Annotated in this window: 21 protein-coding genes and 4 pseudogenes; 14 read left to right on the top strand and 11 right to left on the bottom strand. The window is 69.2% G+C overall.

Annotated features, from left to right (window positions below; translation table 11 throughout):
* Positions 1-50 precede the first annotated feature (50 nt).
* Positions 51-953, bottom strand: a complete 903-nt coding sequence (locus HET64_RS07800) for a LysR family transcriptional regulator (RefSeq protein WP_215103317.1) — start codon at positions 951-953, stop codon at positions 51-53.
* A gap of 168 nt (positions 954-1,121) precedes the next feature.
* Between HET64_RS07800 and HET64_RS07795 the strand changes: the two genes are divergently transcribed.
* Positions 1,122-1,934: a DMT family transporter gene (locus HET64_RS07795; protein WP_215103333.1), complete on the top strand. Its 813-nt coding sequence runs from the start codon at positions 1,122-1,124 to the stop codon at positions 1,932-1,934.
* Between the two features lie 37 nt (positions 1,935-1,971).
* Here HET64_RS07795 and HET64_RS07790 read toward each other — a convergent pair whose 3' ends face one another.
* From HET64_RS07790 to HET64_RS07775, 4 genes are all read right to left on the bottom strand, one after another.
* Positions 1,972-2,763: an alpha/beta fold hydrolase gene (locus HET64_RS07790; RefSeq protein WP_215103316.1), complete on the bottom strand. Its 792-nt coding sequence runs from the start codon at positions 2,761-2,763 to the stop codon at positions 1,972-1,974.
* 15 nt (positions 2,764-2,778) lie between these two features.
* Positions 2,779-2,994, bottom strand: coding sequence for an ester cyclase (locus HET64_RS07785; RefSeq protein ID WP_215103315.1), 216 nt, complete (start codon positions 2,992-2,994; stop codon positions 2,779-2,781).
* Positions 2,995-3,050: 56 nt separating this feature from the next.
* The gene (locus HET64_RS07780) at positions 3,051-4,070 is read right to left on the bottom strand and encodes an endonuclease/exonuclease/phosphatase family protein (RefSeq protein ID WP_215103314.1); all 1,020 of its coding nucleotides are present in this window, start codon (positions 4,068-4,070) and stop codon (positions 3,051-3,053) included.
* 290 nt (positions 4,071-4,360) lie between these two features.
* A complete protein-coding gene (locus HET64_RS07775; protein WP_215103313.1) occupies positions 4,361-5,125 on the bottom strand; it encodes a thioesterase II family protein in 765 nt (254 codons plus the stop codon).
* Positions 5,126-5,589: 464 nt separating this feature from the next.
* Here HET64_RS07775 and HET64_RS07770 point away from each other — a divergent pair, with 464 nt between their 5' ends.
* Positions 5,590-6,492, top strand: coding sequence for an ABC transporter ATP-binding protein (locus HET64_RS07770; RefSeq protein WP_215103312.1), 903 nt, complete (start codon positions 5,590-5,592; stop codon positions 6,490-6,492).
* Positions 6,489-7,274, top strand: coding sequence for an ABC transporter permease (locus tag HET64_RS07765; RefSeq protein WP_215103311.1), 786 nt, complete (start codon positions 6,489-6,491; stop codon positions 7,272-7,274). Before HET64_RS07770 ends, HET64_RS07765 begins: the two co-directional genes overlap by 4 nt.
* 764 nt (positions 7,275-8,038) lie before the next feature.
* On the opposite strand, the gene HET64_RS07760 is transcribed toward HET64_RS07765, so the two are convergent.
* Together HET64_RS07760 and HET64_RS07755 are read right to left on the bottom strand one after the other, a co-directional pair.
* The gene (locus tag HET64_RS07760; RefSeq protein ID WP_215103310.1) at positions 8,039-9,139 is read right to left on the bottom strand and encodes a lytic polysaccharide monooxygenase; all 1,101 of its coding nucleotides are present in this window, start codon (positions 9,137-9,139) and stop codon (positions 8,039-8,041) included.
* Positions 9,140-10,405: 1,266 nt separating this feature from the next.
* On the bottom strand, positions 10,406-11,005 hold the full coding sequence (locus HET64_RS07755) for a hypothetical protein (protein ID WP_215103309.1): 600 nt from the start codon (positions 11,003-11,005) through the stop codon (positions 10,406-10,408).
* Positions 11,006-11,397: 392 nt separating this feature from the next.
* On the opposite strand from HET64_RS07755, the pseudogene HET64_RS38850 reads away from it, so the two are divergent.
* The 3 genes and pseudogenes from HET64_RS38850 to HET64_RS07750 all read left to right on the top strand — a co-directional run bounded on the left by HET64_RS38850 (position 11,398) and on the right by HET64_RS07750 (position 13,331).
* A pseudogene (locus HET64_RS38850) lies at positions 11,398-11,630 on the top strand (hypothetical protein).
* Between the two features lie 88 nt (positions 11,631-11,718).
* Positions 11,719-12,204 (top strand): annotated as a pseudogene (locus HET64_RS39830) (IS630 family transposase); the annotation flags it as partial.
* A 293-nt stretch (positions 12,205-12,497) separates the two neighbouring features.
* The gene (locus HET64_RS07750) at positions 12,498-13,331 is read left to right on the top strand and encodes a type II CAAX prenyl endopeptidase Rce1 family protein (RefSeq protein WP_251144947.1); all 834 of its coding nucleotides are present in this window, start codon (positions 12,498-12,500) and stop codon (positions 13,329-13,331) included.
* 323 nt (positions 13,332-13,654) lie between these two features.
* On the opposite strand, the gene HET64_RS07745 is transcribed toward HET64_RS07750, so the two are convergent.
* Positions 13,655-14,284, bottom strand: coding sequence for a TMEM175 family protein (locus HET64_RS07745; RefSeq protein ID WP_215103332.1), 630 nt, complete (start codon positions 14,282-14,284; stop codon positions 13,655-13,657).
* 985 nt (positions 14,285-15,269) lie between these two features.
* Between HET64_RS07745 and HET64_RS38845 the strand changes: the two genes are divergently transcribed.
* Together HET64_RS38845 and HET64_RS38840 are read left to right on the top strand one after the other, a co-directional pair.
* A complete protein-coding gene (locus HET64_RS38845) occupies positions 15,270-16,217 on the top strand; it encodes a VOC family protein (RefSeq protein WP_251144946.1) in 948 nt (315 codons plus the stop codon).
* A 354-nt stretch (positions 16,218-16,571) separates the two neighbouring features.
* A complete protein-coding gene (locus tag HET64_RS38840; protein ID WP_251144945.1) occupies positions 16,572-16,895 on the top strand; it encodes a hypothetical protein in 324 nt (107 codons plus the stop codon).
* Between the two features lie 212 nt (positions 16,896-17,107).
* Here HET64_RS38840 and HET64_RS07735 read toward each other — a convergent pair whose 3' ends face one another.
* Positions 17,108-18,412 (bottom strand): helix-turn-helix domain-containing protein, encoded by a 1,305-nt coding sequence (locus HET64_RS07735; RefSeq protein WP_215103307.1) that lies wholly within the window; start codon positions 18,410-18,412, stop codon positions 17,108-17,110.
* Positions 18,413-18,940: 528 nt separating this feature from the next.
* Between HET64_RS07735 and HET64_RS07730 the strand changes: the two genes are divergently transcribed.
* Positions 18,941-19,255 carry a hypothetical protein gene (locus HET64_RS07730; RefSeq protein WP_215103306.1) on the top strand — a complete coding sequence of 105 codons (315 nt, stop codon included), beginning with the start codon at positions 18,941-18,943 and terminating at the stop codon, positions 19,253-19,255.
* Between the two features lie 318 nt (positions 19,256-19,573).
* Here the strand turns inward: HET64_RS07730 and HET64_RS39625 are convergent, their stop codons facing one another.
* On the bottom strand, positions 19,574-20,074 hold the full coding sequence (locus HET64_RS39625; protein ID WP_215103305.1) for a hypothetical protein: 501 nt from the start codon (positions 20,072-20,074) through the stop codon (positions 19,574-19,576).
* A 235-nt stretch (positions 20,075-20,309) separates the two neighbouring features.
* Here HET64_RS39625 and HET64_RS07720 point away from each other — a divergent pair.
* The 3 genes and pseudogenes from HET64_RS07720 (at position 20,310) to HET64_RS07710 (ending at position 22,117) form a co-directional block, all read left to right on the top strand.
* Positions 20,310-21,066: pseudogene (locus HET64_RS07720) on the top strand (transposase family protein).
* 533 nt (positions 21,067-21,599) lie between these two features.
* Entirely contained in the window at positions 21,600-21,878 is a 279-nt protein-coding gene (locus HET64_RS07715) for a hypothetical protein (protein WP_215103304.1), read from the top strand.
* Between the two features lie 77 nt (positions 21,879-21,955).
* Complete coding sequence (locus HET64_RS07710; protein ID WP_374105545.1) at positions 21,956-22,117, top strand: hypothetical protein; 162 nt, start codon at positions 21,956-21,958, stop codon at positions 22,115-22,117.
* Positions 22,118-22,603: 486 nt separating this feature from the next.
* On the opposite strand, the pseudogene HET64_RS07705 reads toward HET64_RS07710, so the two are convergent.
* Positions 22,604-22,974: pseudogene (locus HET64_RS07705) on the bottom strand (ATP-binding protein).
* Between the two features lie 808 nt (positions 22,975-23,782).
* On the opposite strand from HET64_RS07705, the gene HET64_RS07700 reads away from it, so the two are divergent.
* A complete protein-coding gene (locus HET64_RS07700; protein WP_215103303.1) occupies positions 23,783-24,097 on the top strand; it encodes a MerR family transcriptional regulator in 315 nt (104 codons plus the stop codon).
* 154 nt (positions 24,098-24,251) lie between these two features.
* Positions 24,252-24,584 (top strand): PRC-barrel domain containing protein, encoded by a 333-nt coding sequence (locus tag HET64_RS07695; protein WP_215103302.1) that lies wholly within the window; start codon positions 24,252-24,254, stop codon positions 24,582-24,584.
* Positions 24,585-24,941: the final 357 nt, after the last annotated feature.

Raw genomic sequence — 24,941 nt, 5'->3', positions numbered from 1 at the left:
GTAGCGGTTCAGCCCCCGCTCGTAGCGGGTCAGCCTCTGCTCGTGGCGGGTCAGCCTCGCCAGCGCGTGCCGGGCCGGTCCTCGCGGTAGAGGCCGGCGGCGAGAGCGATAGCGGTGTGCGTGGCGGGGTGGGTGGAGTGGGCGCGCCAGATGAGGTGGACGGTGACCGGTTCCGCGCCCCGGAGAGGGCGGTAGGTGATGCCGTCACGGCGGTACTGGGCGGCGGTTGCCCGAGGCGTGAGCCCGACGCAGCGGCCGGTGGCGATGGCGGCCAGCCAGTCGTCGATGTCCTGGGTGAGCTCGGTCCTCGGCCGGTCCCGCTCCGGCCACAGATCCAGAGCGGTGGTGCCCGTGCGGCGGTCGATGGCCAGGGTACGGGTCGGGATCTCGTCCAGGCGGATGCCGCGGCGACGGGCCCAGGGGTCGTCGGACGCCATGGCCACGTACCGGGCCTCGGTGCCGATCCGGGCATGGGACCACGGCTTGAGGTCGATCGGCGCACGGATGACGGCGAGGTCGCACAGCCCTTCGGCGAGGCCGCCGGTAGGGGTGTTGTGACGGATGAGGCGCAGGTCGGTCCCGGGGTGCTGTTCGTGCCAGCGGCGCTGGAACTCGGTGGTGTGCCGGCCGAAGGCGGACCAGGCGTGACCGATGTGCAGACGGGCGTGCCCGGTGGTGGCCTCGCGGACGAATTCCTCGGTGCCGGCGAGCACGGTGCGGGCGCGGGCCAGCGCCCGGACTCCCGCCGCGGTGGGGGCGACGCTGCGACTGGTGCGGATCAGCAGCCGTACCCCGAGGAGGCCTTCCAGGCCGGCGAGGGTGCGGGAGACGGCGGCCTGCGACATACCGAGTGCGTGGCCGGCGTCGGTGAAACTGCCGGTGTCCACGATGGCGACCAGACACCGGAGCTGCTTCAGCTCCAGCGCACGCGCCGCGCTCCCCGACTCATCCATACGCCCATCGTATAGATGCGTGCGCGGACGCATTTTGCGCAGGGCGGTGGCTCTCCCATCGTCGACGCCATGAAGACCGAAACTTCGCCGGCCTCGCCACCCCGCCCGACCGGTGCCGACGGGACGGCGCGACCACGGGGTACGGGGCGCGGAACCGGTGTCGCCCTGATGCTGGGCAGCGGCCTGTCCAACCAGACAGGTGCCTCCGTCGCGGCGCTGGCCTTCCCGGTGATCGGGCCCGCGGGAGTGGTGGCGGTACGCCAGTGGGTGGCCGCCGTCATCCTCGGCGCCGTCGGCCGGCCACGGCTGCGGCACTTCACCGCCGCGCAGTGGCGTCCCGTCCTGGGCCTCGCCCTGGTGTTCGCCGGGATGAACCTCTCCCTGTACACGGCGATCGACAGGATCGGCCTCGGGCTGGCCGTCACGCTGGAGTTCCTCGGCCCGCTGACCGTCGCCCTGGCCGGCTCCCGCCGCCGGATCGACCTGGTAGCCGCCGGGGCAGCCGCGGGCGCGGTGGCCGTTCTCATGCGCCCCACGCCCTCCACCGACTACCTGGGCATCGGCCTGGCCCTCCTGGCGGCGGCCTGCTGGGCCTGCTACATCCTCCTCAACCGGACGGTCGGAACCCGCCTGCCCGGCCTGGAGGGCTCGGCCGCCGCCGCGATCGTCTCCGCCCTGCTCTACCTGCCCGTCGGCGCCTGGGTGCTGTGGCACCACCCGCCCACGCCCACCGCGCTGGGCTGCGCCCTCGTCGCCGGGGTGCTCTCCTCGGCGGTGCCGTTCCTGGCCGACCTGCTGGCGCTGCGCCGTGTCCCGGTGCACTTCTTCGGAGTGTTCATGAGCGTCAACCCGGTCTTCGCCGCCTTGGTCGGCCTCGCCGTTCTCGGGCAGCGTCTCGATGCCCTCGCCTGGTCGGCCATCGCGGTGATCGTCGCCGCGAACGCCGCTGCCGTCTCCACCGCACACCGGAGAACCCGGTGAAGGTCACGTCCACCTCCACCACGCGTCCGGCCCGTTCCTACCGCTGCGGGACGGTGGTGAGGAAGTCCAGGACCAGCGGGCTCGCGACGGCGCGGAACTCCTCGAAGTAGGCGTGCCGCGCTCCGGGGATCAGGTGCAGACGGGCGCCGGGGACACGCTCCGCGAGCAGGGCGGCGTTGGCGGCGGGGTTGAGCAGGTCATCGGTCCCGTGTACGACGAGCGTGGGCGCGCCGATACCCGGCAGGAGCTGCCACGCGTCGTGCTGGTTACTGGCGGCAAGGTGGCGCCGTTGGGCGTGGGCGGGCATGCCCGGGTCACCGAGCGTCCGGTACGGTCCGGGGTTCGCCGCCGGCCAGGCCGGGGTGTACATCAGTTCCAGCAGGGCCCGCCGCGCCGCACCCGGTCGCGTCTGCACCAGGGACCTGCGCACCTCGTCGGTGCGTTCGACGGCGTGCGGGCCGCCGGGCGATGTGCACCCGAGCACCAGGGCGCGCACGCGCTCGGGATGGCGAGCCGCGAGCTGCTGGGCCACCCGCCCGCCCATGGACGTCCCGTAGACATCGGCCCGCTCGACCCCGAGGGCGTCGAGCACCGCGATCGCGTCCAGGGCGAACAGCTCGGTGCTGTAGGGCAGATCGGGCTTGTCACTCTCCCCCGTACCCCGGTAGTCGAACGTGACGGTGCCGCGGGCGCCGTGGAAGTCGTCGCGCACCGAGTCCCACCAGCGGTGGTTGTTGGCCTGACCCGCCAGGAGGAGCAGGGGAGGAGCCCCGTCGCCCTGGACCTGATAGGCGATACCGACCCCGTCGGGCGTCGTCGTGTGGGGCATGCGCGTCCTCACTCCTCATAGGCCGGTGTCCGGGGGAGCGCCGATCTGTTCGAGCGCACCGCCCAGGTCGTAGTCGAACCAGCTCTCGGTGATCCGGCCCTGCTCGAACCACGAGGTGACGTGCCTCGTCGTCTCGAACGCTCTGCCGCTGGGCTGGTTTCCCCGGCAGTCGCCGCGGTCATCGTCTGCTGACCCTTCCAGAAACCGGCGGGCAAACGATGTGGTGTCCATGACCCCGCTCTTACCTCCCGTCACCGGTCCGGCCGCGCCCCACGACTATCGACTCCTCACCCGTTCCTTCTCGGCAGCAGCGCGAGCACCGCGACGACGGCTCGATGATCGGTTCCCGGCACGGTTCGCTCGGCCACCGAGACCCCTGCCAGACCGGATCCGTGCAGGACGTGATCCAGCTGGGCCACGGGTGGGACGAGGGCACCGCCGACGGGCCACGTGGGAGCCCACCCGTGGCCGAGCTCGGCATGCGTGTCCGTGAGGCCGGCCGCGAGCAGGTCCCGCATCGGAGCGTGGTCGAGGGAAGCGTTGAAGTCACCCAGGAACACGGTGTCCGGGCCCGCGCGCCGTGCCAGGGAGGTGAGCGCGGCCATGTCCCGGGTCCACCGCTCCGGGCTCCCGAGGGGGTAGTAGGTGTGCACCGCCACGAACCGCACGCTACGTCCGCCGACCGCGACCTCGGCGACGGTCTGGGGCCAAGCGGTGTCGGTACGCGTCGTACCGGCTCCGCCGAGCGGGAGCCGTGAGTAGACCGAGGAGTCGTACTCGGGGTGGAGTTCCTGGTGCGGCAGCAACGCGCCTAGGCCCGCCCTGTCGAGGGCTTCCACGCCTCCCGCCGGCATCTGCTGCACCGCCAGAACATCGATCCGCTCCGTACGGACCAGCCGCACCACTGCCTGGGCGTCGGCGGCGCCTCCGTTGGTGTTGATGGTGGCCACCCGCAGCTCAACCGCACCTTCTGGCACCTGCGGGCCGTCGGACAGGAACCGCGGCGCCAGCAACACCGCGTGAGCGATCATCAGGGCCGCGGTGCCGGCCAGGGCCCATCGGGACCGCAGAGCGGGAACAGCGGCCATCAGCAACAGCACCAGTACACCGAGGACGGTCGTCCAGGGAAAGAGCACCATCGGCATCGCCAGCGGTGTTCCGGCGTCGAGTCCTGTCAGCCGGACGACGAGCAGAGCGGCGGGCGCGATGAGCGCGACCCCACAGCCCAGCAGCCCCCATCGCCGTCCGCGACCACCGGCCCGCCGCGGTCTCTCAGCGGGCGGGGCTTCTGCAGCCGTGCGCGTCACTTGGTCCCATCCTGGAGTTGTGCCCGGTGGACTGAGGCGATGGCCGGATCCCGGACGGAGACGTCTGTGCGTGCTGCTTGGTTCCACCGGTCCGTCGTGGTGCCGGAGAGGCCGACGGTCGGGGCGAGTTGGTATCGCCGGAGGAGAAGCCGGCCAGGGCCAGGACGGTCGATCGGGGCCGCGGTGGGCACGAAGCGGCTTCGGCTGTACCGGCCGGGACCGCTGTCGTGAATGACCGCGGTAAGGCCTGTGCCGGTGTGGGGGAGTCTCTTGCTGGGAGGTCCCGGGTGTCAGCGTCCGATGGTGGTGGCGGGTGCCAGCCAGGCGGCGATTTTATCGGTCACCGCCGGGGCGTGGGCGTTGAGGTAGAAGTGGCCGCCGGGGTAGACGGTCATCTCGAATGGTCCGGTGGTGTGGTCGGCCCATGTGCGTACCTCGTCGGTCGTGGCCTTGGGGTCGGTGTCTCCGGTCAGGGCGTAGACGGGTGCCGACAGCGGTGGGCCGGGCTCGTAGCGGTAGGTTTCGGCTGCTTTGTAGTCGGCACGGATCGAGGGCATGACCATGCGCTTGATCTCGTCGTCCTCGAGGAGTTGGGACTGGGTGCCGTCCAGCCGCCTGATCTCTTCCAGCAGGCCGTCGTCGTCCCGCAGATGAACTCGTTCGTCCCGGGGTGCGCTCGGTGCACGCCGCCCGGACGCGATGAGCGCGACGGGCAGGATGCCCCGCGCTTCCATGCGCCGAGCCACCTCGAAGGCGACCGAGGCGCCCAGACTGTGCCCGAACAGCGCCAGCGGTTTGTCCTGCCACGGGCCGATGACCTCGACGATCTGGTCGGCCAGTTCCTGCACCGTCTCCAGGCACGGTTCGTTCCTGCGGTCCTGCCGGCCCGGGTACTGCACCGCCAGGGTCTCGACGCGCGGGGCGAGACGTCGGGAGACCGGGTGGAAGTAGCTCGCGGAGCCTCCCGCGTGCGGGAGGCAGAGCAGCCGGACCGGTGCCTGGGGTGCGGGGTGGAAGCGGCGCACCCACAGGTCGCCCGGGTCGCTCGTCGCCATCGCGTTCGTCGTCCTTTCCGACCGGTGTCGTTCTCCCCTCGGGTGAGGGAACGTCCTCGGCGTCCGCCCGCTCGCGCCGCCACCGGCGCGCGGCCACTTCGGCCCAGGCCCTAACGATCTCAGCGCCACCGGCTGCCGACAACCCCCAACAATCCCGGACGGCCACCCGGCCGGCGCCGGCGACCATCAACTGCGCCGCACATGAACCCCGTTGCGTGGCACGGCGCGGGGGACGGGGGTGCGAAGCCGACTACATGGAGCACCTGCTCGCACCGTGCGGCCTGCTCGTCGGAACCGCCGCGCCCGCGGTCTGACCCAGCCCCTCCGAGGGAACCCCGAGACGGCGTCAGGGTCGTAGGGGCCGTGCGATAGGGGAGGCGTACGGGAGATCAACCGATCGGTTGATCCCCCCGCGAGCGTGATGGGCGATGTGCCGGTCCGGTAGGGCCCGGCACCGTGGAAGCATGACTCTCATCGAAGTGAGCGACCTGCGCATGAGCTACGGCGGACGCCCCGTCGTGGACGGCGTCTCCCTGGCGGTGGAGGAGGGCGAGATCTTTGGGGTCCTCGGCCCCAACGGCGCCGGCAAGACCACCACCGTCGAGTCCATCCTCGGACTGCGGGTTCCGGACAGCGGCACGATTCGCGTGTGCGGGCTGGACCCCGTCGCCGACCGCGCGAAGACGACGCTCATCGTGGGCGCGCAACTGCAGGAGAGCGAGCTGCAGGGCAAGCTCACCGTCACCGAGTCACTCCAGCTGTACGCCGGCTGCTACCCCCGCCCCGCCGACTGGCGCGCCCTGGCCGCGCGCCTCGGCCTGGAGGAGAAGCTCGACACCCGTTTCGCGCAGCTGTCCGGCGGCCAGAAGCAGCGGCTGGCCATCGCGCTCGCCCTGATCGGCAACCCCCGGGTCGTCGTCCTGGACGAACTGACGACCGGCCTGGACCCGGCGGCGCGGCGCGAGGTGTGGTCGCTGATCGAGGAAGTCCGGGCGAGCGGCGTCACCATCCTCCTCGTCACGCACTTCATGGAAGAAGCACAGCGGCTGTGCGACCGGGTCGCGATCTTCGACCGGGGACGGGTCGCCGCACTGGACACCCCGTCCGGTCTGGTGGCGCGGACCGCGAGCGGCACCGTCATCTCCTTCACCCCCTCCCGCCCGCTGGAGGAAGACGTCCTCGCCGCCCTGCCGGGCCTCGCCACCGCCACGGTCCGTGAGGGAAGGATCACCCTCGCCGGAACCGACGAGACCGTCAACGCGGTGATCACCCTGCTCGCCCGCAACCGGATGAGCGCCCACCGGCTGCGCGTCACCGACGCCACCCTCGATGACGCCTTCCTCAACCTGACGGGAGCCGACGCATGAGCGCCGCCACCGCACCCCCGGCACCTTCCACCACTACCGCGCCCCGCCCCGGGCGGGCCGTGCTGCGCGCCGAACTGCTCCTGTTCTTCCGGGAACCCGGCTCGGTGTTCTGGGTCATGGCCTTCCCCACGCTGCTGCTGGTGGTCCTCGGCCTCATCCCGTCCATGACCGAGTCCATGGACGAGCTCGGCGGCCTTTCCACCGTCGAGGCCTACGTGCCCGTCGCCGTGCTCCTCTCGATGATCATGGCCGGTCTGATGGCCATGCCTCCGGTGATCACCGGCTACCGCGAGCGCGGCATCCTGCGCCGGATGTCCACCACCCCCGTGCGCCCCACCGCCGTTCTCGGCGCCCAGGTGGGATTGCACGCCGTCGCCTCGCTGATCTCCGCTGTTGCCACCCTGGCGGTCGGGCGCTTCGTCTCAGATGTCGCCCTGCCGACGCAGCTCGCGGGCTACTTGGTGACCCTGCTGCTGGCGGTGGTGTGCCTGCTGGCGCTCGGCGCGTTGATCTCCGCGCTGTCCCCCAACGTGAAGATCGCCCAGGCGGTCAGCCTGTCGGTGTTCTTCCCCGCGATGCTCGCGGCCGGCGTCTACATGCCCATCCAGCAGATGCCCGACCTGATGGCCAACATCGTGGAGGCACTGCCTTTTGGCGCCGCCGCCCAGGCCCTCAACCAGGCCACCGCAGGCGACTGGCCGGACTGGATCCACCTCGGCGTACTGGCCCTGTGGACGCTGGTGCTGTCCGCGGCCGCCACACGCTGGTTCCGCTGGGAGTGACGCACGTGTCACGCGCGGCGGGTGCCATGGCCGAGACCGAGCGCGTGGCACCCGACGCGTCCTCCCCGGTCACCGAGGCGCACGCCGCGCCCGACGCGCGGCCGCGCCTACTCCTCCGCTTCAGCTCTCCGCCCTCCTCGGCGTCGGACTGGTGCTCGCCGCGGCGACCTCGTCCCTGGTCGGCATGGACGGCGCCGAGTGGGTGGCGGCGGGGCTACTCGCCGCAGCGGCCCTCGCCCCGCAGCTGTCGTGGGACCGGGTGGCACCCGGCCGTCCCGGCCCCGGTGCGGCCGGCGCCGCGTACTGCACGCCGCGCTCGGTCCTGGCCGTTCGGCCTGGCCTGGATCAACCCGTTCCGCGCCTTCTACGCCGCGGCCGGATGCTTCGACACCGAGCGTCTGGTGCCCCGCCGCTGGGTTCCCCTCGCCCTGCCGGCCACCGCGCGAGGGTCGCCGCCGCGCCGAACGAGCCCTCCACCCGGCCCGCCACAGCCGGGGCGAAGCACACCGGGCCGTCGCCAACCTTGCACCCCTCGCGCCGGCTGAGGACGACACCGCGTCCGGACCCGGTCTGAAGGCATGCGAGCCCGCACGGAGCGGCCGGCGGGGGAGCTGACCGTGGAGTCCGAACCGGGCCTGGGCACTGCCGTGTCCGCGCATCGAAGAGCTGATCGGCCGACGACCACCGATGCGACCGAGGCCCGGGCCAGGGCGGCCGGCAGCGCCGGTCCCCACCAGGGGGACCGGCACCGCGTTCGTCAGCGGCTACGGAGTGACGCAGCCGATCGAGCCGACCGGGAAGTTGTTGCCGGTCGATGTGGCGGTGAAACCGAAGGTGACGCTGCCTTCCGGTGCGATGGTGCGGTTGTAGTCGAGATTCCTGACCGTGAGAGTGCCATCGGGCCCCGGGGTCAGAGCACCGTTCCACACGCTGCTGACCTCGGCGCCGACGCCGGGCTTCCACTGCACGGCCCAGCCCTCACGCGCCGCCGCGCCGTGGTTCATGACCTCGACGGAGCCCTGGAAGCCGCCGCTCCAGGAGTTGGTCACGCTGTACACAGCCATGCATCCCGTGTGCGGGTCGCCGGGTGTCGGGCTCGATGTCGGGGTGGGTGTCGGAGAGGGCGTCGGATTCGGGGTGCCGCCCGAACCACGGATGCCGGTCACCTCGCCGTTGCCGCCGTCGAAGACGATGTCGGAGCAGGAGAAGAAGTTCTCCTGGCTGTCCGAACGCACCCACTGGATGAACGTGACGGCGTCACCCGAGCGGCCCGAGGGCAGGTTCAGATCCCAGTAGTAGTGGCCCCCGTCGGTGCCGGGGCCGCCGGCCTGCGGCGGGTCGGAGACGGTCTCGATCAGTTCCAGATCGTCCCAGCCCAGCTCGGTGCTGGGCGAGTAGCCGGGCTTGGACAGGTACACCCGGAAGGACCCCGGGTGCGCCGCCCAGTTGCTGTGCTTGACCTGGATCGTCTTCCCGGACGTCAGGTGCGTACGGGGCCAGTCGGAGCGCGGGGCGTTGTAGCCCGTGAAGTTGTACGGTGACCGGTCACCGGCGCTGCACAGCTTTCCGTCCGGGACGTAACCCGCCCCCCGTCCGCCCGCGTTGGAGTCGAGGACGGCGAACCAGTTGTACAGCGCGTTCGCACCGCTCTCGTCGAGCGCGGCCTGGCACGCCGGGTTTGTCGGGTCCAGAGCGCCGGTTCCGGTCCTGGCGTCCAGCATGCAGAGGTAGGTGCGCGATCCCGGTGTCATCGTCACACCGTGCGCCTGAGCGTTGTCCTGGCTCATTAAGGTCAGGCCGATTCCGCCGAGCAGCGTCGCGAGCACCGCCACCAGCGAGGTGAACAGCTTCTTGCGTCGGGCCATGATGTCTCCTGTGCCTGTGTTGGGGACGGTCTTCCGGTCTGTGCTGTGCATCCCTCCTGCGGCCACCGTTGGGCGAGGAGTCATGAGGTGCCGGCGCCCGAAGCAGAGGGGGATGCTGCCGAGGGCAAGCGCGGCGGCGATACGGACGGGATCGCTCTGGCCGATGAGCGTCATTCCCGGCATGCGGCCGAAGCCGTCGGTCCCACAGGCGGTGGGCCGGCCGGAGCTGGGCCGCGAGTAGCCGCCGACGGACCAGTCCTCGCGCCGCGGAAGTCGACGACGCCCGGACCGGATGTGGGCCGCGCAACGCGGTCGACGTCACCGGGTCCACGTCCTGCGCACGGCCAAGATGAACGGCGCAGGGTGCCGTCTCGTGTGCGGATCAGTGCACGGCCGTGCCACGGGGCCGATCCCGCTCCGGCGGGAACCGAGGTCTACAGAGCCACGCAGGGCCTGCGTCGGGAGAAAAGATGAGCCGGGCTGCGCGAGGCAGGGGAGTGCGGTGACGCTCGCATGCGGGGCCTCTCTGTGGGGGAGATGACCGGATCGGGGCGATCACAGAAGAGAAAGCGCCCGACCGGCAATTGTGGGAGCGCTCCCACTTGTTGGTACTACGGACTGTAAGAGCGCTGCCGTGCCCCTGACAACCCATCGTGCAGAATGCGTCGAGTGGATCGACGAGGACGCGGGACGGGCCCGAGCGTCGGGCCCGCCGTTCTTCCGGAACTTCCCTTCAGTGCCTGCCCGCTCCCCACCGCGTCCCAACGAGCGCTTGGGGCGGCGGGCTGGAGGATCTGACGAGGCGGCAGGAAACCATGCATCCGCATACTCGGGGCCGGGCCCGCGTGGTGGTTTCAGCCGGGGCGACCCGTGCGTCTCCCCTGAGATCGGGAGGGCGGAGGATCCTGTCCAACCGCTTGACGTATGTCTCGTAAGCTCAAGGTGGGAGCGCTCCCGAATCTATCCATTTCCGTATCGGTGTGAGCGACCTGGTCGCGACCATCGCCGAACGGATGGGGCCGCGGTAGCGGCGCTCGCCGCCGGTGCCTTTCGGATCATCGTGCTGACCGACGCGATCTGCCTCGCGGCGCCGCCGGCGATTGCTCATGAGTGCGACGAATCGGTGAACTGTTCTACGGACTCGCAGGCGGGGTCCACACTCAAGAGGCCCCGGAAAGCCGGGCGGAGGGACCGCCCGCTCCACGGCGAAGAGCCCGTCAGCGTACTGACGGGCTCCCGCGACAGTGCGGCTAACCTGCCATCAGGTCAGATGGTCGGCGTCTCGTCGACGATCTCCTTGTGCGGTTCGACGACGAACTTCCAGCCCTCGCTGGGCTCGAGGAACCGCACTCGGGTCGGGAAGATGTCCAGGGCGCGGCGATCGCGGTTCTGGGTGTTCGCGTTCTTGCGTCCCCGGGCCGGCTCCTCGTACAGGTCGACCTTGACATCCGGTACTTCGACGACTTCCTCGCTCCAGCGCTGGACGACCCCCGCGCCGAATGCTTCCCGGGCCGCGGAATAGAGAGATTCCAGGGACTCCTTGCTTCCGCCGGGAACGAAAAGGGCCAGGTTCAGGAGAACGCCGGCACTCTGGAGGACCTCGATTGCCTCCCCTGCCTTGTCCGCAATCCAGATCCCGCCCTCTTCGGCATTATCGGGGAGGACGTGAATCTCCTCGCCGAATGCCGTCCGCACGGTGAAGGACCCACCCTCGAAGCTCTTTCCCGGTTTCGTAAGGAAAGCTTGTGCGTAGCAGTCGGGGGAGACGCCATCCATGCTTGCCGGGACGAAGACGCCGTCCTGGGGCCCCAAACCTGAAGTCTCCTCGGCCGTAAGACGCCGAGCCGTAAGCTTCTCGGTATTCACGCCATTCCCCTTTTATCGCGTTGTTCTGCTAAATCATCAAGACTCTATCATGGAAAGGGTCAGAGGCTGCCGTTAGATGCCCCATACCGGCAATGAAGCCAGCCGCGGAGAAATCGTTCGGCATGCGGGGTTTCTGCAGTCTATATGTATAGGCCTGGACGAAATGGGGATCAATGTTGCCGTGTGGCAACTCCTACTGAAAGCAACTCGTCCATGAGGGTGCGGCGCTTTCCACTCGTTGAGCGTCGGTATCCCGCTCGAAGTCACAGCCAACCGCCTCGGCGCCTCGCCGGATCCACGACGGAAAGCGGGGGCCATGTATTGGGTCAAGGTCGGAGGTCGGCAGGTAGGTTACGGGAGTTCGAAGGTGGGGGCGAACTGTAGGGGTGGGTATGGGCGGTAGCCAGGTAACGATCGAGCTCACGGCTGATGAGGCGCTGGTGCTGTCTCATTGGCTGGAGGAGCTCCAGATGACGGACCTCAGTCGTGTTGTCGACGATCCGGCGGTCTGGGCGCCGATCCATCGGATTGCCGGGACGTTGGACAAAGCGCTGCCTGAGCTGTTCGGCCCGATTGCGACCGGCGGCTTGAGGCGGCTTGTCAGCGGTTGCGGCCGGAGGAGTGAGAGGTCGGTTCGACTTCCTCAGCTGGCGGTGGCGGGTTGGGGCTCGTAGAAGGATCCGTCGCGAAGCGTGGCGAAGAGGACGTCGACCATCAGCCACGAGGAACTGCACATGTTGCTCCGCGAGGAGGACGTCTCTATTCAACGCCTGAAAACCTGGAAGACCTCCCGCTGTCCGGACTACGCGGCCAAACAGGCCCGCTTCGAGTACCGGATCCGATGGCCGACGGAGAGGTCATATCTGACGCAAGCGAGCCCGAAGTCATCTTCCGCCTGGACGACTTCGGTGGCCTCGGTCTGATGTCGTACCCGGGCCGGCAGTGGGAGCCGGACGGGAGGCAAGCACAAGCACCCCGACCGTGAACCCGGTCGACGGCGGGCGACCTGAACCGCTACGGCGGAGTACGCCATCGTTCGCCGCCCTGGACCTGGTCCAGGACAAGCTCTACGGCCACATCAGACCGGTCAAGAAGCGGACGCGGTTCCTGGAGTTCTGCCGCTACCTGCGCAGCCTCGACCAACCACCGTGCGGATCGCGATCGGCAGCGACAACTTCTCGTGCCGACGCACTGGCACTTCTTCGTGGTCAGGAACGGGGCGCCATCGTCGACAGGGCAAACGTTGCCTGCCACCGGCACGAGCTGATGCCGTGGCATCGGGACTTCGACCCCCTATGGTCCGCTGCGCCGAAGGGTGTACCGGGAGATCGTCCGCGTGCACGACGTCCCTGACCCGTGGTCGGGCGAGGCTGGAAGGCACACGGGGTTGTCGATGGGAGGTAGCCCTGCCGTCATCAGGAGCGCTGTGACCGAGCTACACGTTCGACATCCCGCATCCGCACCCACGGCTTCCGGGGCTCTGGGTCGCGCGATGGCCGGCGGCCTGATCATGGCGGTGTCTCTCGGCGTCGGCAACGGCCTCGGCCCCGTACTGGCGGACGTCACCGGAACTGGTGGGTTTACCGCCCGGCTGATCGCTGCGGCCCTCGTCACCGTCGTGGCCGTGCCATGCGTCCTGCGTCTGTCACACCCCCGGACGGTCGGCTTCGGCAGCCCGGGCGCGAGCCTACGTGCGTTCCTCACCGGCGTCGGAGTGACGGCCACCGGAGCGGCGCTGGTCCTGGGCACGGGCACGGCCATGGGGTTACTGGTCTGGCAGCAGTTGGACCTCGTCACCCTGGTCGGGTTTCTCGTCACCAACGCGGCTGTCGCCTTCCTGCTTGAAGCCCTGCCCGAGGAGACGACGCTGCGCGGCTACGCCTGGACATCGCTGCGCGGACGGTTCGGACCCGTCCTGGCGGTGCTCGGCACCACAGCGGTCTTCATGCTCGTGCCGGGCGCATCGACGCTGGTGACGGCCGGCATCGCAAGGTTGGCAGGCGACGATCCGGGCCACATCGGCATCGCCCCGGAGGGGCAGCACCCGGTCGACTACCTCATCCTCCTGACCATCTTCAGCCTCACCCTTATCGCCGCCCGTGCGGCCTTGGGTCACGCCCCGCTGTGGGCGGCGATCGGCACGCACCTGGCCGTCCTCACCACGAACCGCATCATGCTGCAGGGCGAGGACCGCGACACGGGCGTGACGGTGGAGCAGGCGTCCGGTGACGCGGTGCTGCTGGTACCGCTGTACCTGGTGGTCGTCACGATCGCATTCCTGGCGTGCCGCCGGGTCACGCGTCGGCACACGCCCGGCGAAGAGTAGGCGGTCACCGTCACCGGCCTGCTCGATGCCGGGCTCCTGGTCCGATCAGCCAGGTCCTCGGACCATGCGACGTGGATGTCTTCCCCGTCCTCGGCGTTGCCGCCGGGCGGGGTGCAGTGAGTGGAGTCGGCGCGGTCGCGGCGGATGAGGGCGACGTCGCCGCCGCAGAGCACCAGGGCCCCGGTCCGGATCTTGATCCGCGAGAGCGGGGCCGTGGTGGGGGTTTCGGTTGTGCTGGTCATGGGCGTTCCCGGGAATCGCGGTGCTGGCACCGCCCTCCGGAGCGTGCTCCCGTAAGGGAATCGCGCGGGGAACGCACGGGGTCAGCCATCCTGGCGGGTGCCGCGGAGCCGCTCCCGCCTGCCGAGGACGGCCTTCGCGGGGAAGAGGGCGAGCCAGCACCATATGGCTGCCTGCGGGGCGAAGAAGGCGATCGGTACGGACGCCCCGAACACGACGATCGTCGCGCCCAGATCCGCAGCGGTGTCCCGCCACTCGCCCACGGCGCGTACCCCGTGCCGACCCCTCAGCGTCGCGAACATGGCGAGCTGCAACAGATCGATGAGGCAGATGGTCGCGGCGTACATCGCCACCGCCAACGGCTCGCGGGCCCCGTACTCGGCGAGGATCGACGTGGGGAACGGAACCAGCGCGATCATGCCGAGCACCGCGAGGGCCAGATGCTGGGGCAGGCCGCCCGTCTTCGCGGACATCAGCAGGATCTGACGCTGGTCGCGCCAGAAGATGCACAGGATGAGGAAGCTCAACGCGTAGGCGGCGAGTTGGGGAGCGGTCTCGCGCAGCGCGTCGTGGAACTGCTCGGAGTCCAGGTCCGGCGCGACTCGGACTTCGAGTGCGAGGAGGGTTATGGCGATCGCGAAGATGCCGTCGGACAACGTGATCAGACGGTCGGGGCGTGCTGGTGGAGTGCTGCTGTTACTCACCTTGTTCAGCCTGGTGCCTCGCTACAGATCGGCGGCGAATTGCTCCAACTGCGGGCACGCCGGTCCCTCTCCTGGGCGGCAGTGTGTCGTCCGGAGTCAACGTTCCCGGGCCGTTCTTCACGAGCTGCGGTGGTGAGGGCGGCAGGGGTGCGTGAGTTTCGGGTCAGGACAGGAGTGGAGGGAAGAGTGAGGTGAGTGGGGCGGGAGCGTTTCCGCGGCGGTGGACGAGCTGGGGGACAGGCCGAGATCCGGAGCGAAAACGCGTCGCGCGGGGGCGGCCCGGTCGGTGTGGTCGTGGGGCGGATCAAGCGGTACTGGCCGGGCGTGGGCCTGTGCTGCCCCGGGGGTTGGTGGCGCGTCCTCTGCTGGAGCGGCAACGGGCGGTGGAGTTGGCGACCCTGCATGTGCGTGCGGTCGCTCAGACGGTGGGTGTCTTGGAGCGCACGGTGTGGCGCTGGGTTGGAGCGGGCCCAGACGGCCGGGCAGGCAGAGGCGCCGGTCCGGCAGGGGTGTGCGGTGTGGTCGCTGCTGGGTGAGGTCGGACGGATTGTCGCTGGGCTGAGGTGCCGGCCGGCCGCGGCGAGCAGCGGGGCCTCGGTGCCGTCGGCGTCGACACTGCACCGGATGATCCGCAGAGACCGCCGGGCGGGCCGGGTGTTGATGGTCAAGCGGCAGCATGAGGTGGCAAGGCCACGCAGGCTCGATCCGCTTGGCAGGCTGGGCTTGAACGTCGTGGCCGGCCCCAGGGGTAAGTCGTGGGGATGGGCGATGTGAATTCCTGAAAGCGGCCCTTGCCGCCTTTCGTCGCCTGGCCGACGACCTCGGGCTATGAGGACCAGCTTCGTCCGTCGGCACTGGGGCGGAAGTGTGTCGTCAACGGCTCGTTCGGCGTCACGGGTGGCAGACCGCCCGGCCTGCTGTGCAATTCGGGGGATCGCCCTGCCGTGCCTTGGTACGCTCCCGGGCTTCCCGTGTGTGGGCCTACGGTGAGGTCATGCCTCACGACATCGCACACTTGCATCACGTTGGTCACGTGGTCAGCGACATGGCACAGGCCATAACGCTTTACCGACGGCTCGGATTTCACGTTCCGCCGCCCGGCGTGCCGGCGCTGGCGCCCCGCGAGGGTGCCGCGCTTGAGATCTTCGGGGCAGCGAACACTCACGCCGACCTGTCCCGTAGCTTCATCGAGCTGGTGACGCCGGTGCAGCCTGGGAACGCGGCGGGTCTCCCACCCGACGTGCGGATCGTTCCGCTCCAGGCACCTGTGGAGAAGCTCCCCCTGGTCATGTCGCGGATCGAGGAGACCAGCGCCCAGCTCGGCGTATGGCTCGATCGCTTCGAAGGGCTCCACATCCTGATGTTCTCCTCGCCGAACGTCGATGGCACGGGGAACCGGCTCACCGCTGCCGGCGTAGGACACGGCGGGGTGAACACCGTCGGCCGGCCGGTTGAGACCCCTGATGGCCTGCGCACGGAGCCTGTCCGCTACCTGGAGATCGACGGCGCGCCGGAAGGCCGGGTCGGCGTCGTCGCCGACCTGGACCCCGAATTCCAGCACACTCGTCGCCTCGACCACCCCAACGGCGCCCAGGACCTCGTCGAGGCGGTGCTGTGCGTACCCGACGGACAACTCCCTCTGCTTCGCGAGCGGTACGAGCGGTATCTGGGCCGGCCGATGTCTACAGAGGGGCCGGTCACTCTCCTGACCAAGGCCGACCTCCCGGATCTGCTGCCGGGTGAGGATCCGCCCGCGCTCCCGGCGCTTGTCGCCTGCACAGTTTCCGTCCTTGACATCGCTCGGGTGCGTGCGCTGCTTGCAGAAAACGGACTTCCCTCGCGCGAGACGGGCCGAGGGGAGCTTTTCGTTCCGGCCGGAGCGGCCCTCGGTGCAGCTCTGATCTTCCGGGAGATCAGAGAGGGGGCCTGGGACCGCGCCTGATCCGACCTGTCCGTCCAATCCCGCGCCGAAGGCCGGCGCCGCGAAGCCCTGAGCATCAACCGCGCCGCCCTTCAGACCCGCCATGCCCGCCAGGACCCCCTCGCAGCTCTGCTTCACTCCCGCCTCGCCATCGGCCACGCCCGCACCGGAGACCACGGCGCCTGCGCACGTTCCCTCCTCGCCGCCGAGAAAGCCCACGACCGGTTCGACACCACCGCACCCCCACCACCGTGGCTGCGCTTCCTGGACTCCGCCGAGATCGCCGGACTCGCCGCCATCGCACACCAGGCCACAGGCCGAGTACCCGACGCGGAGAGCGCCATCGCCCAGGCCCTGCGCCTGCTCGGCCCCTCCATGCAGCGCAACCGCGCCTACTACGGCATCCAGTTCGCCCGACCCCAGCTGGCCCAGGGCGACACCACCAGCGCCAGAGCGACCGACACGACAGTCGACACCACCACGGTCAGCAGGCCCCGCATCGCCCAGCGTCGCGCCACCGTCCACCACCAGCCCGCCACGCCCAGGAGACGCCGTCACCACCGGGACAGCAATCCGCCACTCCACCGGCGCCCACACCCCGCACTGCGCCCACTGCTCCTCGACATGCACACCGAGGTCTACGCGAGCCGCGCGCACCAACTCGTTCGCCTCCCCGGACCGCTTCGCCGAAGGACTTGACCACTGGACCGCACGGCCCGGCTGAGGCTGCGTCATCGGCTACGACAGCGACCAGCCCGTCGGCTACGCCTACGGAGCACCCCCGCCCCTGCGGTCACGCTGGTGGGGCGGCCCGCTCACCCAACTCCCCGCCGACGTCACCGCGGAGACGGAACTCGCACCTGCGCACTCGCCGAGCTGATGGTCCGCATCCCGTGGTGGAAGAAGCGTTCTCAGAGGCCGAACTGGCTCATCAGATCGGTACTGAGTTCCTCGGAGACGCGTGCTGCTTCCTCGTTGTCTGCGATGGGTGGGAGCAGTGTGTGTACTGGCTGGATGTGGTGTGGGCGTCGGGTGTAGGGGGGTGTGCTCTCGCAGCCGCCGTCGAAGTCCGCGGTGCGGGGTTCGAGGGCCTCCGGGCCGTCTGACGCGTAGATCGTTGCGGTGATCTGCTGGGTGCTGTCCAGGCGCAGTTTCCGTTGCATCTCCTGGACGATGGCCACGAAGTCGGCGCAGGTCGCCGTGACCAAGCGCTGCGGGACAGGCAGGCCTTCACCGATGCCTTCCTCGGCGAGGCTGCGCTGCTCTACGGCGTAGGGCCGCCATGACAGGTCGGTGGCCAGGGTCACGGTGCCGTCGTGGTGCAGCTCGATCATGGTGTTCCGGTCGTACTCGCTCTCCATGGTGCTGGCGACCCAGCGTCTCAGGCCCGGGCTGGGGATGATGAGGGTGACGCCCATGCCCGAAATAGGTCCGCGATTCGGCCGCGTCGGCTGGTTGCTTCTCCGCTCCTCCACGACGCGAAGAAGGCAGCCGGCTTCGTCCCGGCTCAGCGGGGGCGCACCGTGAGGGTAGGGCCGGGTGGGACATGCGACGGCGACGAGCCAGGCGGAGGGTTTGGCGGCGTGCGCGGTGATGGTCCTGGTGAGGAAGTCGGAGTGCCGACGCAGTGCTTCTTCAGCTCTGTCAGTGCGGGTGAAGCGGTCGCGGTAGGCGCGTTCGATCTGGTGCTCCGCCATCCAGGCGGTGTGGTCCCGGTCGCGGTACGGCACCGTGAACGCCTGTTGCTCCTTGTCCTTGTCCGACCTGCCGTGGACGAGGTGCGGCGCCATTTCGCTGGCAGGGACATCCACGACCAGAAGCGTCGTCGCACCGTCGGTCAGGGGGTACATGACGAGGTCCGGCAGGTAGGGGTGGACGTGGTTGCGGACCCACTGCGCGTACTGACGGAGGTCAGCCTTCCCCCAGTCGATACCGATGATCTCGTGGTTGTCAGCGACGCCGTAGATGAGCAGTCCGCCACGGGTGTTGGCCATCGCGCTGATGTCCTTGGCGAACTCGTTCCACTGACCGTGCATGGGGGGCTGGGGAAGGTCTCTCTTCCAGTCGAGGTCGTCGGACTCTTCCAGGTGGTCCGCTGCGGCCCGGCTGACCATGCCGTAGGTGAGCGGACCAGGAGCGGACCCCAGGTGCTGATGCAGTTTCGTCCAGATGCGGGCCCGGCTCTGCGCAGCGACGGAAGTGTCCGCTATCCCCATGATCGATCCTCGTTGAGCGTCGGTGGAAGGCCCACTCTAGGACTGCTCGGGGCCACCGCAGACGCCCTTTTGACCGGTCGTCCGGGGAGGCTCGGCGACAGTCTCAACAGCGCGGCGGTACGCGACGGCTGGTCGCGGTCGGTACGCCCGTCGCGTACCTGGCAGCCCGTCCGCTCGTTGTCCGACACGAGGCCCGTTTCGGGGCTTCCTGATGCGCGCTGTCGCCCCGTCGCAGGGGTGTTCGTGCACCGTGCGGCTCGGTGGTCCCGCAGTTGGTGGCGGGGGTTCAACCAGCGGGTCGACGTCGCTTCGTTGTGGTGTGGGTGCGCGAGTGTGGGGGAGCGGGCCTGGCCAGCAGCCGCAATCCGTATACAAGCGAAGTTTCAACCTGGTTGGACCCTATCGGGTGGATTTGCGTGTCGGATCATGGGTAGTGCTGGTGCTGGTAAGGCAGCGGCTCTGTGCAGTGCTCGCGTTGACGTTGTGGCCTGTGATGTTCCGGCCTGCACGAATTGGAAGGACAGACGAATGAAGCCTTCACGCATCTCACGGTATCTGGGAGTCGGCGCTGCGGCGGTGGTCCTGGCTCTGAGCGTGACCTCCCCGACCAGCGCTACGTCGACGCTCTCCGCCCCACAGGCGCACGACCCCTGCGGAAATCACACCCACCAGGTCCTGGACACCCAAGACCGATACTGGCGCAACTGCATCACGACGAGCGAAAAGATCAACATCGACAAAATCTTCTGGCCCGACGAGAAGATCTGCGTGGGGGCCGGCTCCGACACCTACCTCGGTGGAGTGACTGCGGTTCGTGGAGCCTCCCGGGTCGGCGACTGCTGAGACCGCACCGGTTGCGTGAACTGAGAAGCGATCTCCGCCCCGGGCCCCAGCGGTCGCCCGGGGCGGAGATCGGCCCTCAGCGGGCCCACACAGACGATCACCAGCCACTATGACTGAGCGCGGTACCTGGCTGATGGGGGTCGTGTGTTGTGCACTGGTGGGCGTCATGGGTTTTCACCAGTGCTGACCTGGACTGTGGCCATATCCGGGTGTCGTTTTCCGGCGAAGGCTGATGCCGTTCGGTGGGCGGGAGGGGGTCGCTTCTGTGGGTGTGCGGTGGAGGCGTGGCGGCTTCGGGCCGCCGGGCCCGGCAGGCGGCTACGCGGCGAGCACGACCCCGGCTGCGGCCACCAGACCGTCAGCGGCCTGGAGCGCCCTCTCCCGCGACTCCTGGAGCGCGGCCGGGTTTGTCGAGGCCCGCATGTCGTACACCGCCTGCGCCGCACACTGCTTCGTCTCGGCCGGCTCGGGCAGCAGGAGGCGCACTCGTAGGAGTGGAGCCGTCACAGCGGACCGGGTCGCGTGGCTCTCCGTACGTGCCGCGTCCCAGCCCTCGCCGACCAAACGGATTTCCTCCCGCACGGCCGTCGCCCGCCGGTGATCCGCCAGGTACCCGAAGACCCCGGCATCACCGAACTCGCCGACTTCGTCGAAGCCGCTGCCGCCCACGTCGCCGCCCGGCCAGGCGACCCCGGGAGCGTTCCCAGGACCTTCCTGGGAGGTGCCGTCGAGGATCTGCGGGCGGCCGCCCGGCTCGGCAGCCTGCTGCTTCCCGCGGTCGCGTTGTGGCGCCTGCAGCGCGCCATAGACCTGGAACACACAGCCCACCAGCTGCATACACGGTCCCCGCTCCACGACGAGCGACGCGCACGGTAGCAGCCAACGTCTGACTACGACGCTTCATTGTGAAACGGTCAGTTAGACGGAAGCCAGTGAGCCTTTTTCAACCCGACCGCGATGCCGAGCTGTTGGGGGTCAACGGGCTGTACGTAACGACGAAGCTCCTGGTAGACGGGTCTCGACCAAGATCACCCGTGTTCGCCAGGAGCTTCTCGTGCTTGTCTACCCGTCCTCGATCGATCTGTCCAGCAGCACCCTGCGGTACCTGACTGAGCAGCTCGCAGTTCGGCAACGGGAGATCGGTACGCGGTGGCGGCGACTGGCCGCCAGCCGTCAAGCCCTGCTCGCCCTGGCCCACCTGCGGTGCGGAGACACCTACGCCCAGCTTGCCGCCGGCTTCGGAATCGGCATCGCGACTGTCTACCGGGTACATTCGCGAGGCCATCGAAGTCGTGGCTGCTCTCGCGCCGGCCCTGGCCGAGGCGATGCAGACCGCCCGGACGAAGGCATTCGTGATTCTGGACGGCACCCTGCTGCCGATCGACCGGATTGCCGCCGGCACCCCCTACTACTCCGGGAATCACAAACGGCACGGCATGAACGTGCAGGTCCTCACCGATCCGTTCGGTCGCCTGCTCTGGGCATCCCCGGCCCTGCCCGGCTCCACCCACGACCTGACGGCCGCACGGACGCACGAGATCGTCGACGCGCTCGCCGCCGCGGGACTGAAATGCTGGGCGGACAAGGCGTACCAAGGCGCCGGCCGACAGATCCGCGTCCCCTCCCGTAGCCGCCGGCTCAAGCGATGGAAGCGACGACACAACAGCAGCCACGCCAAAATCCGGTGCGTCGGCGAGCAGGCCACGGCCGTCCTGAAAGGCTGGCGCCTACGGCGGAAGCTCCGCTGCAGCACCAACCGGATCACCGACATGGTGAAGGCCGTCCTCGTCCTTCACCACGCCTCGACCTGAGGTTGGAAAAGGCTCAGTCCCTGGTCACCCATTTGAACGCGCGAGGTGAGAGCGCGGTCCGCGTGCACCCGGCAAGGTTCTCGCTCTCCGAACTGAACCACGAAGTCAAGCAGGTCATGGCGCAGCCGGACACGGCGTTCGGCAAAGCGGTCGAGGCAGCGCCGCTGCACGATGGATCCGGCCTGAACGTTGCCGTGGACGGTACCGGGGCACCACTGGGAACTGACGCTCACAAGCAACTCGTTCCCCCTGCTGCCTCAAGTCCCGGCACCGCTGTGCTGGTCTCCCTGGTCGGTGGACCGCATGGACGACAGCAGCCCGTACGGGGGCGGCGGCCTGATGATCAACGGCGCCGGAGGCAACGCCTGCACCTCAGCGTTCGGGGTGAAGTGCAACTCCGACGGCGGGGCGCGCGTGCTCACCGCCGCGCACTGCGGGGGAGACGGGCGACAACTGGGTCGACGGCGGCTACGACACGATGGGGAAGGTCGAGGGCGGCTGGCCCTACTACGAGACGCAGCTGATCAACGCGCGTGGCGGAACGTCCGTGCCCCCTGGCCGCTGTCCCCGGCGTGCTCCCGGAGGCGGACTGGCTCACCCCGGACCAGCAGGTGCGCCTCTTGGCCGTGGGGTACGCCGTCACCGGGGCCGTACGGCTGATCGCGGACGACCCGGGTGCCGCGATCCTGCACGGTCTGCTGACCCGGCTGTGCACCGCCCTCGACCACGCCGCACGCCCGGACGGCGTCGCCTTGGCACCGGCCGGGGCCGGTGGGTCCGGGGCGACACCAGAAGTCGAATACGAGTTCTAATAGAGGGATGGGCCGCTTCCCCCGAAGACCTTGTCCGCGCACAACAGGAGTGGCACGACATCTACCGTGCGCTCGCCGTGCCGCGTCCGCGCGGTGCCACCGAACTGCGCCGCCGCCTGCTGCTGTCGGTGCGGATCGAGTGGCATCCGTTCTGGTCGGCTTCGGCCGGGTGGACGCCTGCTGCCCGGATGGAGCTCCGGCGGCTCACCGGCGGGGACCGGCGTACGGAGGTGGCGTGAGCCGACCGCTTGAAAGGGGTCGATCGGTCATGGACGATCTGCCACCTGACCTGGCCCGTCTCCGGACACTGGAAACCTGGCTGGACCTGTCCCTGAAGCGGGCCCGTGAGCAGGTCGCCGCTGTCGAGCGGCCGGCAGCGCCCCAGCGCGCACCGCAGCCCCCGGCCGCCGCCCGGCCCGCTGTGCCGCGCCGCACGCCCACTCCTGACTGGGGCATCTCCTCTGCCGGTACCGGGGCGCCCGTCGCTGAGATTCACCGGGGTGATTGTTTCGCCGGGGGCAGGACGCTGCGGCCGGTCAGTGCGGAGCGTCCCGTGCCGAGTTGGACGACGGTGTCCAGGCCTGCGGGGTGTGCCGCCCTGACAACGTCCTCAACAGGATGTGAACGCCGGTAGGGCCCAGCCGTGCTGGATAGGGTCTGGGTGACGGGGCAAAGGCTCGCTTGGCGAGTGCGGCCGACACGACCTCGATCCCGTCGGACAGGCGCTACCGGGTGAGGAAGGCGCTGACGGTTTTGCCGCCGGTGAGTCGGTGGATGACTGCGGTGGTGCGGGCGAGTTGGGTGACCATGTGCCAGCCGAAGCCGCCGGTGGAGCCGGTCAGGTCGGGGGTGCGCATGCGCGGGGCGTGTGGGCTGGGGTCGTCGACGGCCACCTCGATGAGGTCGGGGTGGGCGGTCAGGCGGTGCCGCCTGAGTGGCGCAGGGCGTTGGTGGCGAGTTCGGAGACGACCGGGATCACGCTGTCTGCCGCTCCGGGGGCGAGGGCGGGTTCCCGGACGGCTTCCGGGAAGCTCCGGGCCTTCTCCCGCGCATCGGCGACGGTGGTCGTGGGGCGGATGGCGGCGTCGACGCGCATCGTGTTCGTCAGGTTCACCCTGGCTCTCCTCTGCTCGTCACTGCCTGGCTGTCCCCTGTGCCCCGTCCTGCCCAGCTCAACCCCGCAACGATCGATTACCTCTGTACCGGGCCATCGGAAATCTATGTCGGCCACAGTAGACATCCGGCGAGGGCGTGGTTATGGTTTCTCTCGTAGCCGAGATCACCAGGGCCCGGCAGAGACGAACTGCCGGGCAGCAGTACAGGCGGTTGCAGTGCGCAGGACGGTGCGGTGGTGGAGTTCCGAAGCCAGGGTTGTTGCAGGAAGGCGACGGGGCTGGCGACCGGACCGGGTGGCCCGCAGTGATCAGGGGCCGCCGCGAGAAGTACCGCAGTAAACGCAGTGGTGGTACCCAGAAGTGAAGCAGGAGCAGTACCTCGGTGAAGGCGTCGGCTGCGGGCGCGCGCATCGGGAGGTTCGGCAGTGGGGTTCCAAGCCAGAGCAGACGCAGGACGGGCGACGGGGCTGGCTGCCGAAGAGTGACGCTTGTTCAGGTCACCAGCAGTACGCAAGCAGTTGACCAAGAGGGAAGAACGGAGGAGTTGGTCGCCATCAGGATCGCCCGGGTGCAAGACGTGGGCCCGGGTACCGCAGGACATCGATAGTGAGGTGGTCTCCGGTCAAGCAACCGCGATCCCCGCAACCCCCGACCTCTCCCGGGGCGGGCATGCGGAAACAGAGAGCCGGCACAGCCGATCACGGCCGGCCGATGGTGTAACAGTTCCTTCGGGGCCCTGGTGCCATATGGCACCAGGGCCCCTCAAGCGCGTTCCACAGAGAGGTGCAAGTGACAGCAAACGACTCGTTCGGCCGTCTCGACGACGACGACTACCCCGCCTACACCATGGGCCGGGCCGCCGAAATGCTCAACACCACACAAGGGTTCCTCCGCGCCATCGGCGAAGCCCGCCTCATCACCCCCCTGCGCTCCGAAGGCGGCCACCGCCGCTACTCCCGCTACCAGCTGCGCATCGCCGCCCGCGCCCGCGAGCTCGTCGACCAGGGCACGCCCATCGAGGCCGCCTGCCGCATCGTCATCCTCGAGGACCAGCTCGAAGAAGCCCAGCGCATCAACGCCGAACACCACCGCACCGCCCGGTGAACCCTTCTTCCGCAGTCTGAAGGTGCATGCGTCCTGCGAGGGTCGGCGGCCCCGATTGTTCGCCGGACACCGGGGAAGGAGGGCGGTAGGCAACGGGAAGATCCGCAGTGCGGGTTGCCGAAGACGAGTGGAGGGACCGGTGGGAAGAGTGTGGATGTACGCGCCGGACAGCGGGTACGGGGCCCAGTGGTCGATGGTGGGTTTCACGGTGGAGGCCGCTGACGGGGTCATCGGGCACGTGGACCGCCATCAGGACCAGCCCGGAATGCAGCACCTCGTCGTCGACACCGGCGTGTGGAAGTTCGGCAGGAGCGTCCTGATCCCAGCCGGCTCCGTCACCTTCATCGACACCGAGGCGCAGAAGGTGGAGGTCGCACCGTCCCGGGAGGAAATCAAATCCGCTCCCCGCTTCACCACCGACAGCGAGACAGCCGACCCCGGCTACCTGTCCGAGGTCGGCGACTACTACCTGTCCCTGCGCACCTGACTGCCCGCTTTTGAACCTCTGACCCACCGCAGCGCACCGCCTGGCCACCACTCGCACGTGGGCCGAACGAGCAGCACTTTGGAAGACGTTCGGGAGGCGCTGGGGGTGAGCGACGGGCACCGGATGTTCACGAGTTTCGGTTCTGGCTCAACTTCTGTGGAGCTGCACCGTACGCGCCTATGCCTGCGTCGGACGGATGGACCGACCTGCTGGTTTCCATGGTTCTGAGTCCCAGTGAACTGATCGCCGAGCCGGCACCACAGAAGTTGAGCCAGAACCACGACTCGTGAACAAAGCCGCCCCGGGGTTCGAGCTGAGGGCGGGCGGTGCGGCGTGCGTCACTGTCTGGTTTCCGGT

Source organism: Streptomyces sp. McG3, assembly GCF_018619185.1.
In the GTDB taxonomy this organism is placed as follows: Bacteria; Actinomycetota; Actinomycetes; order Streptomycetales; family Streptomycetaceae; genus Streptomyces.
This window is presented reverse-complemented; position numbering and strand designations above follow the sequence as displayed.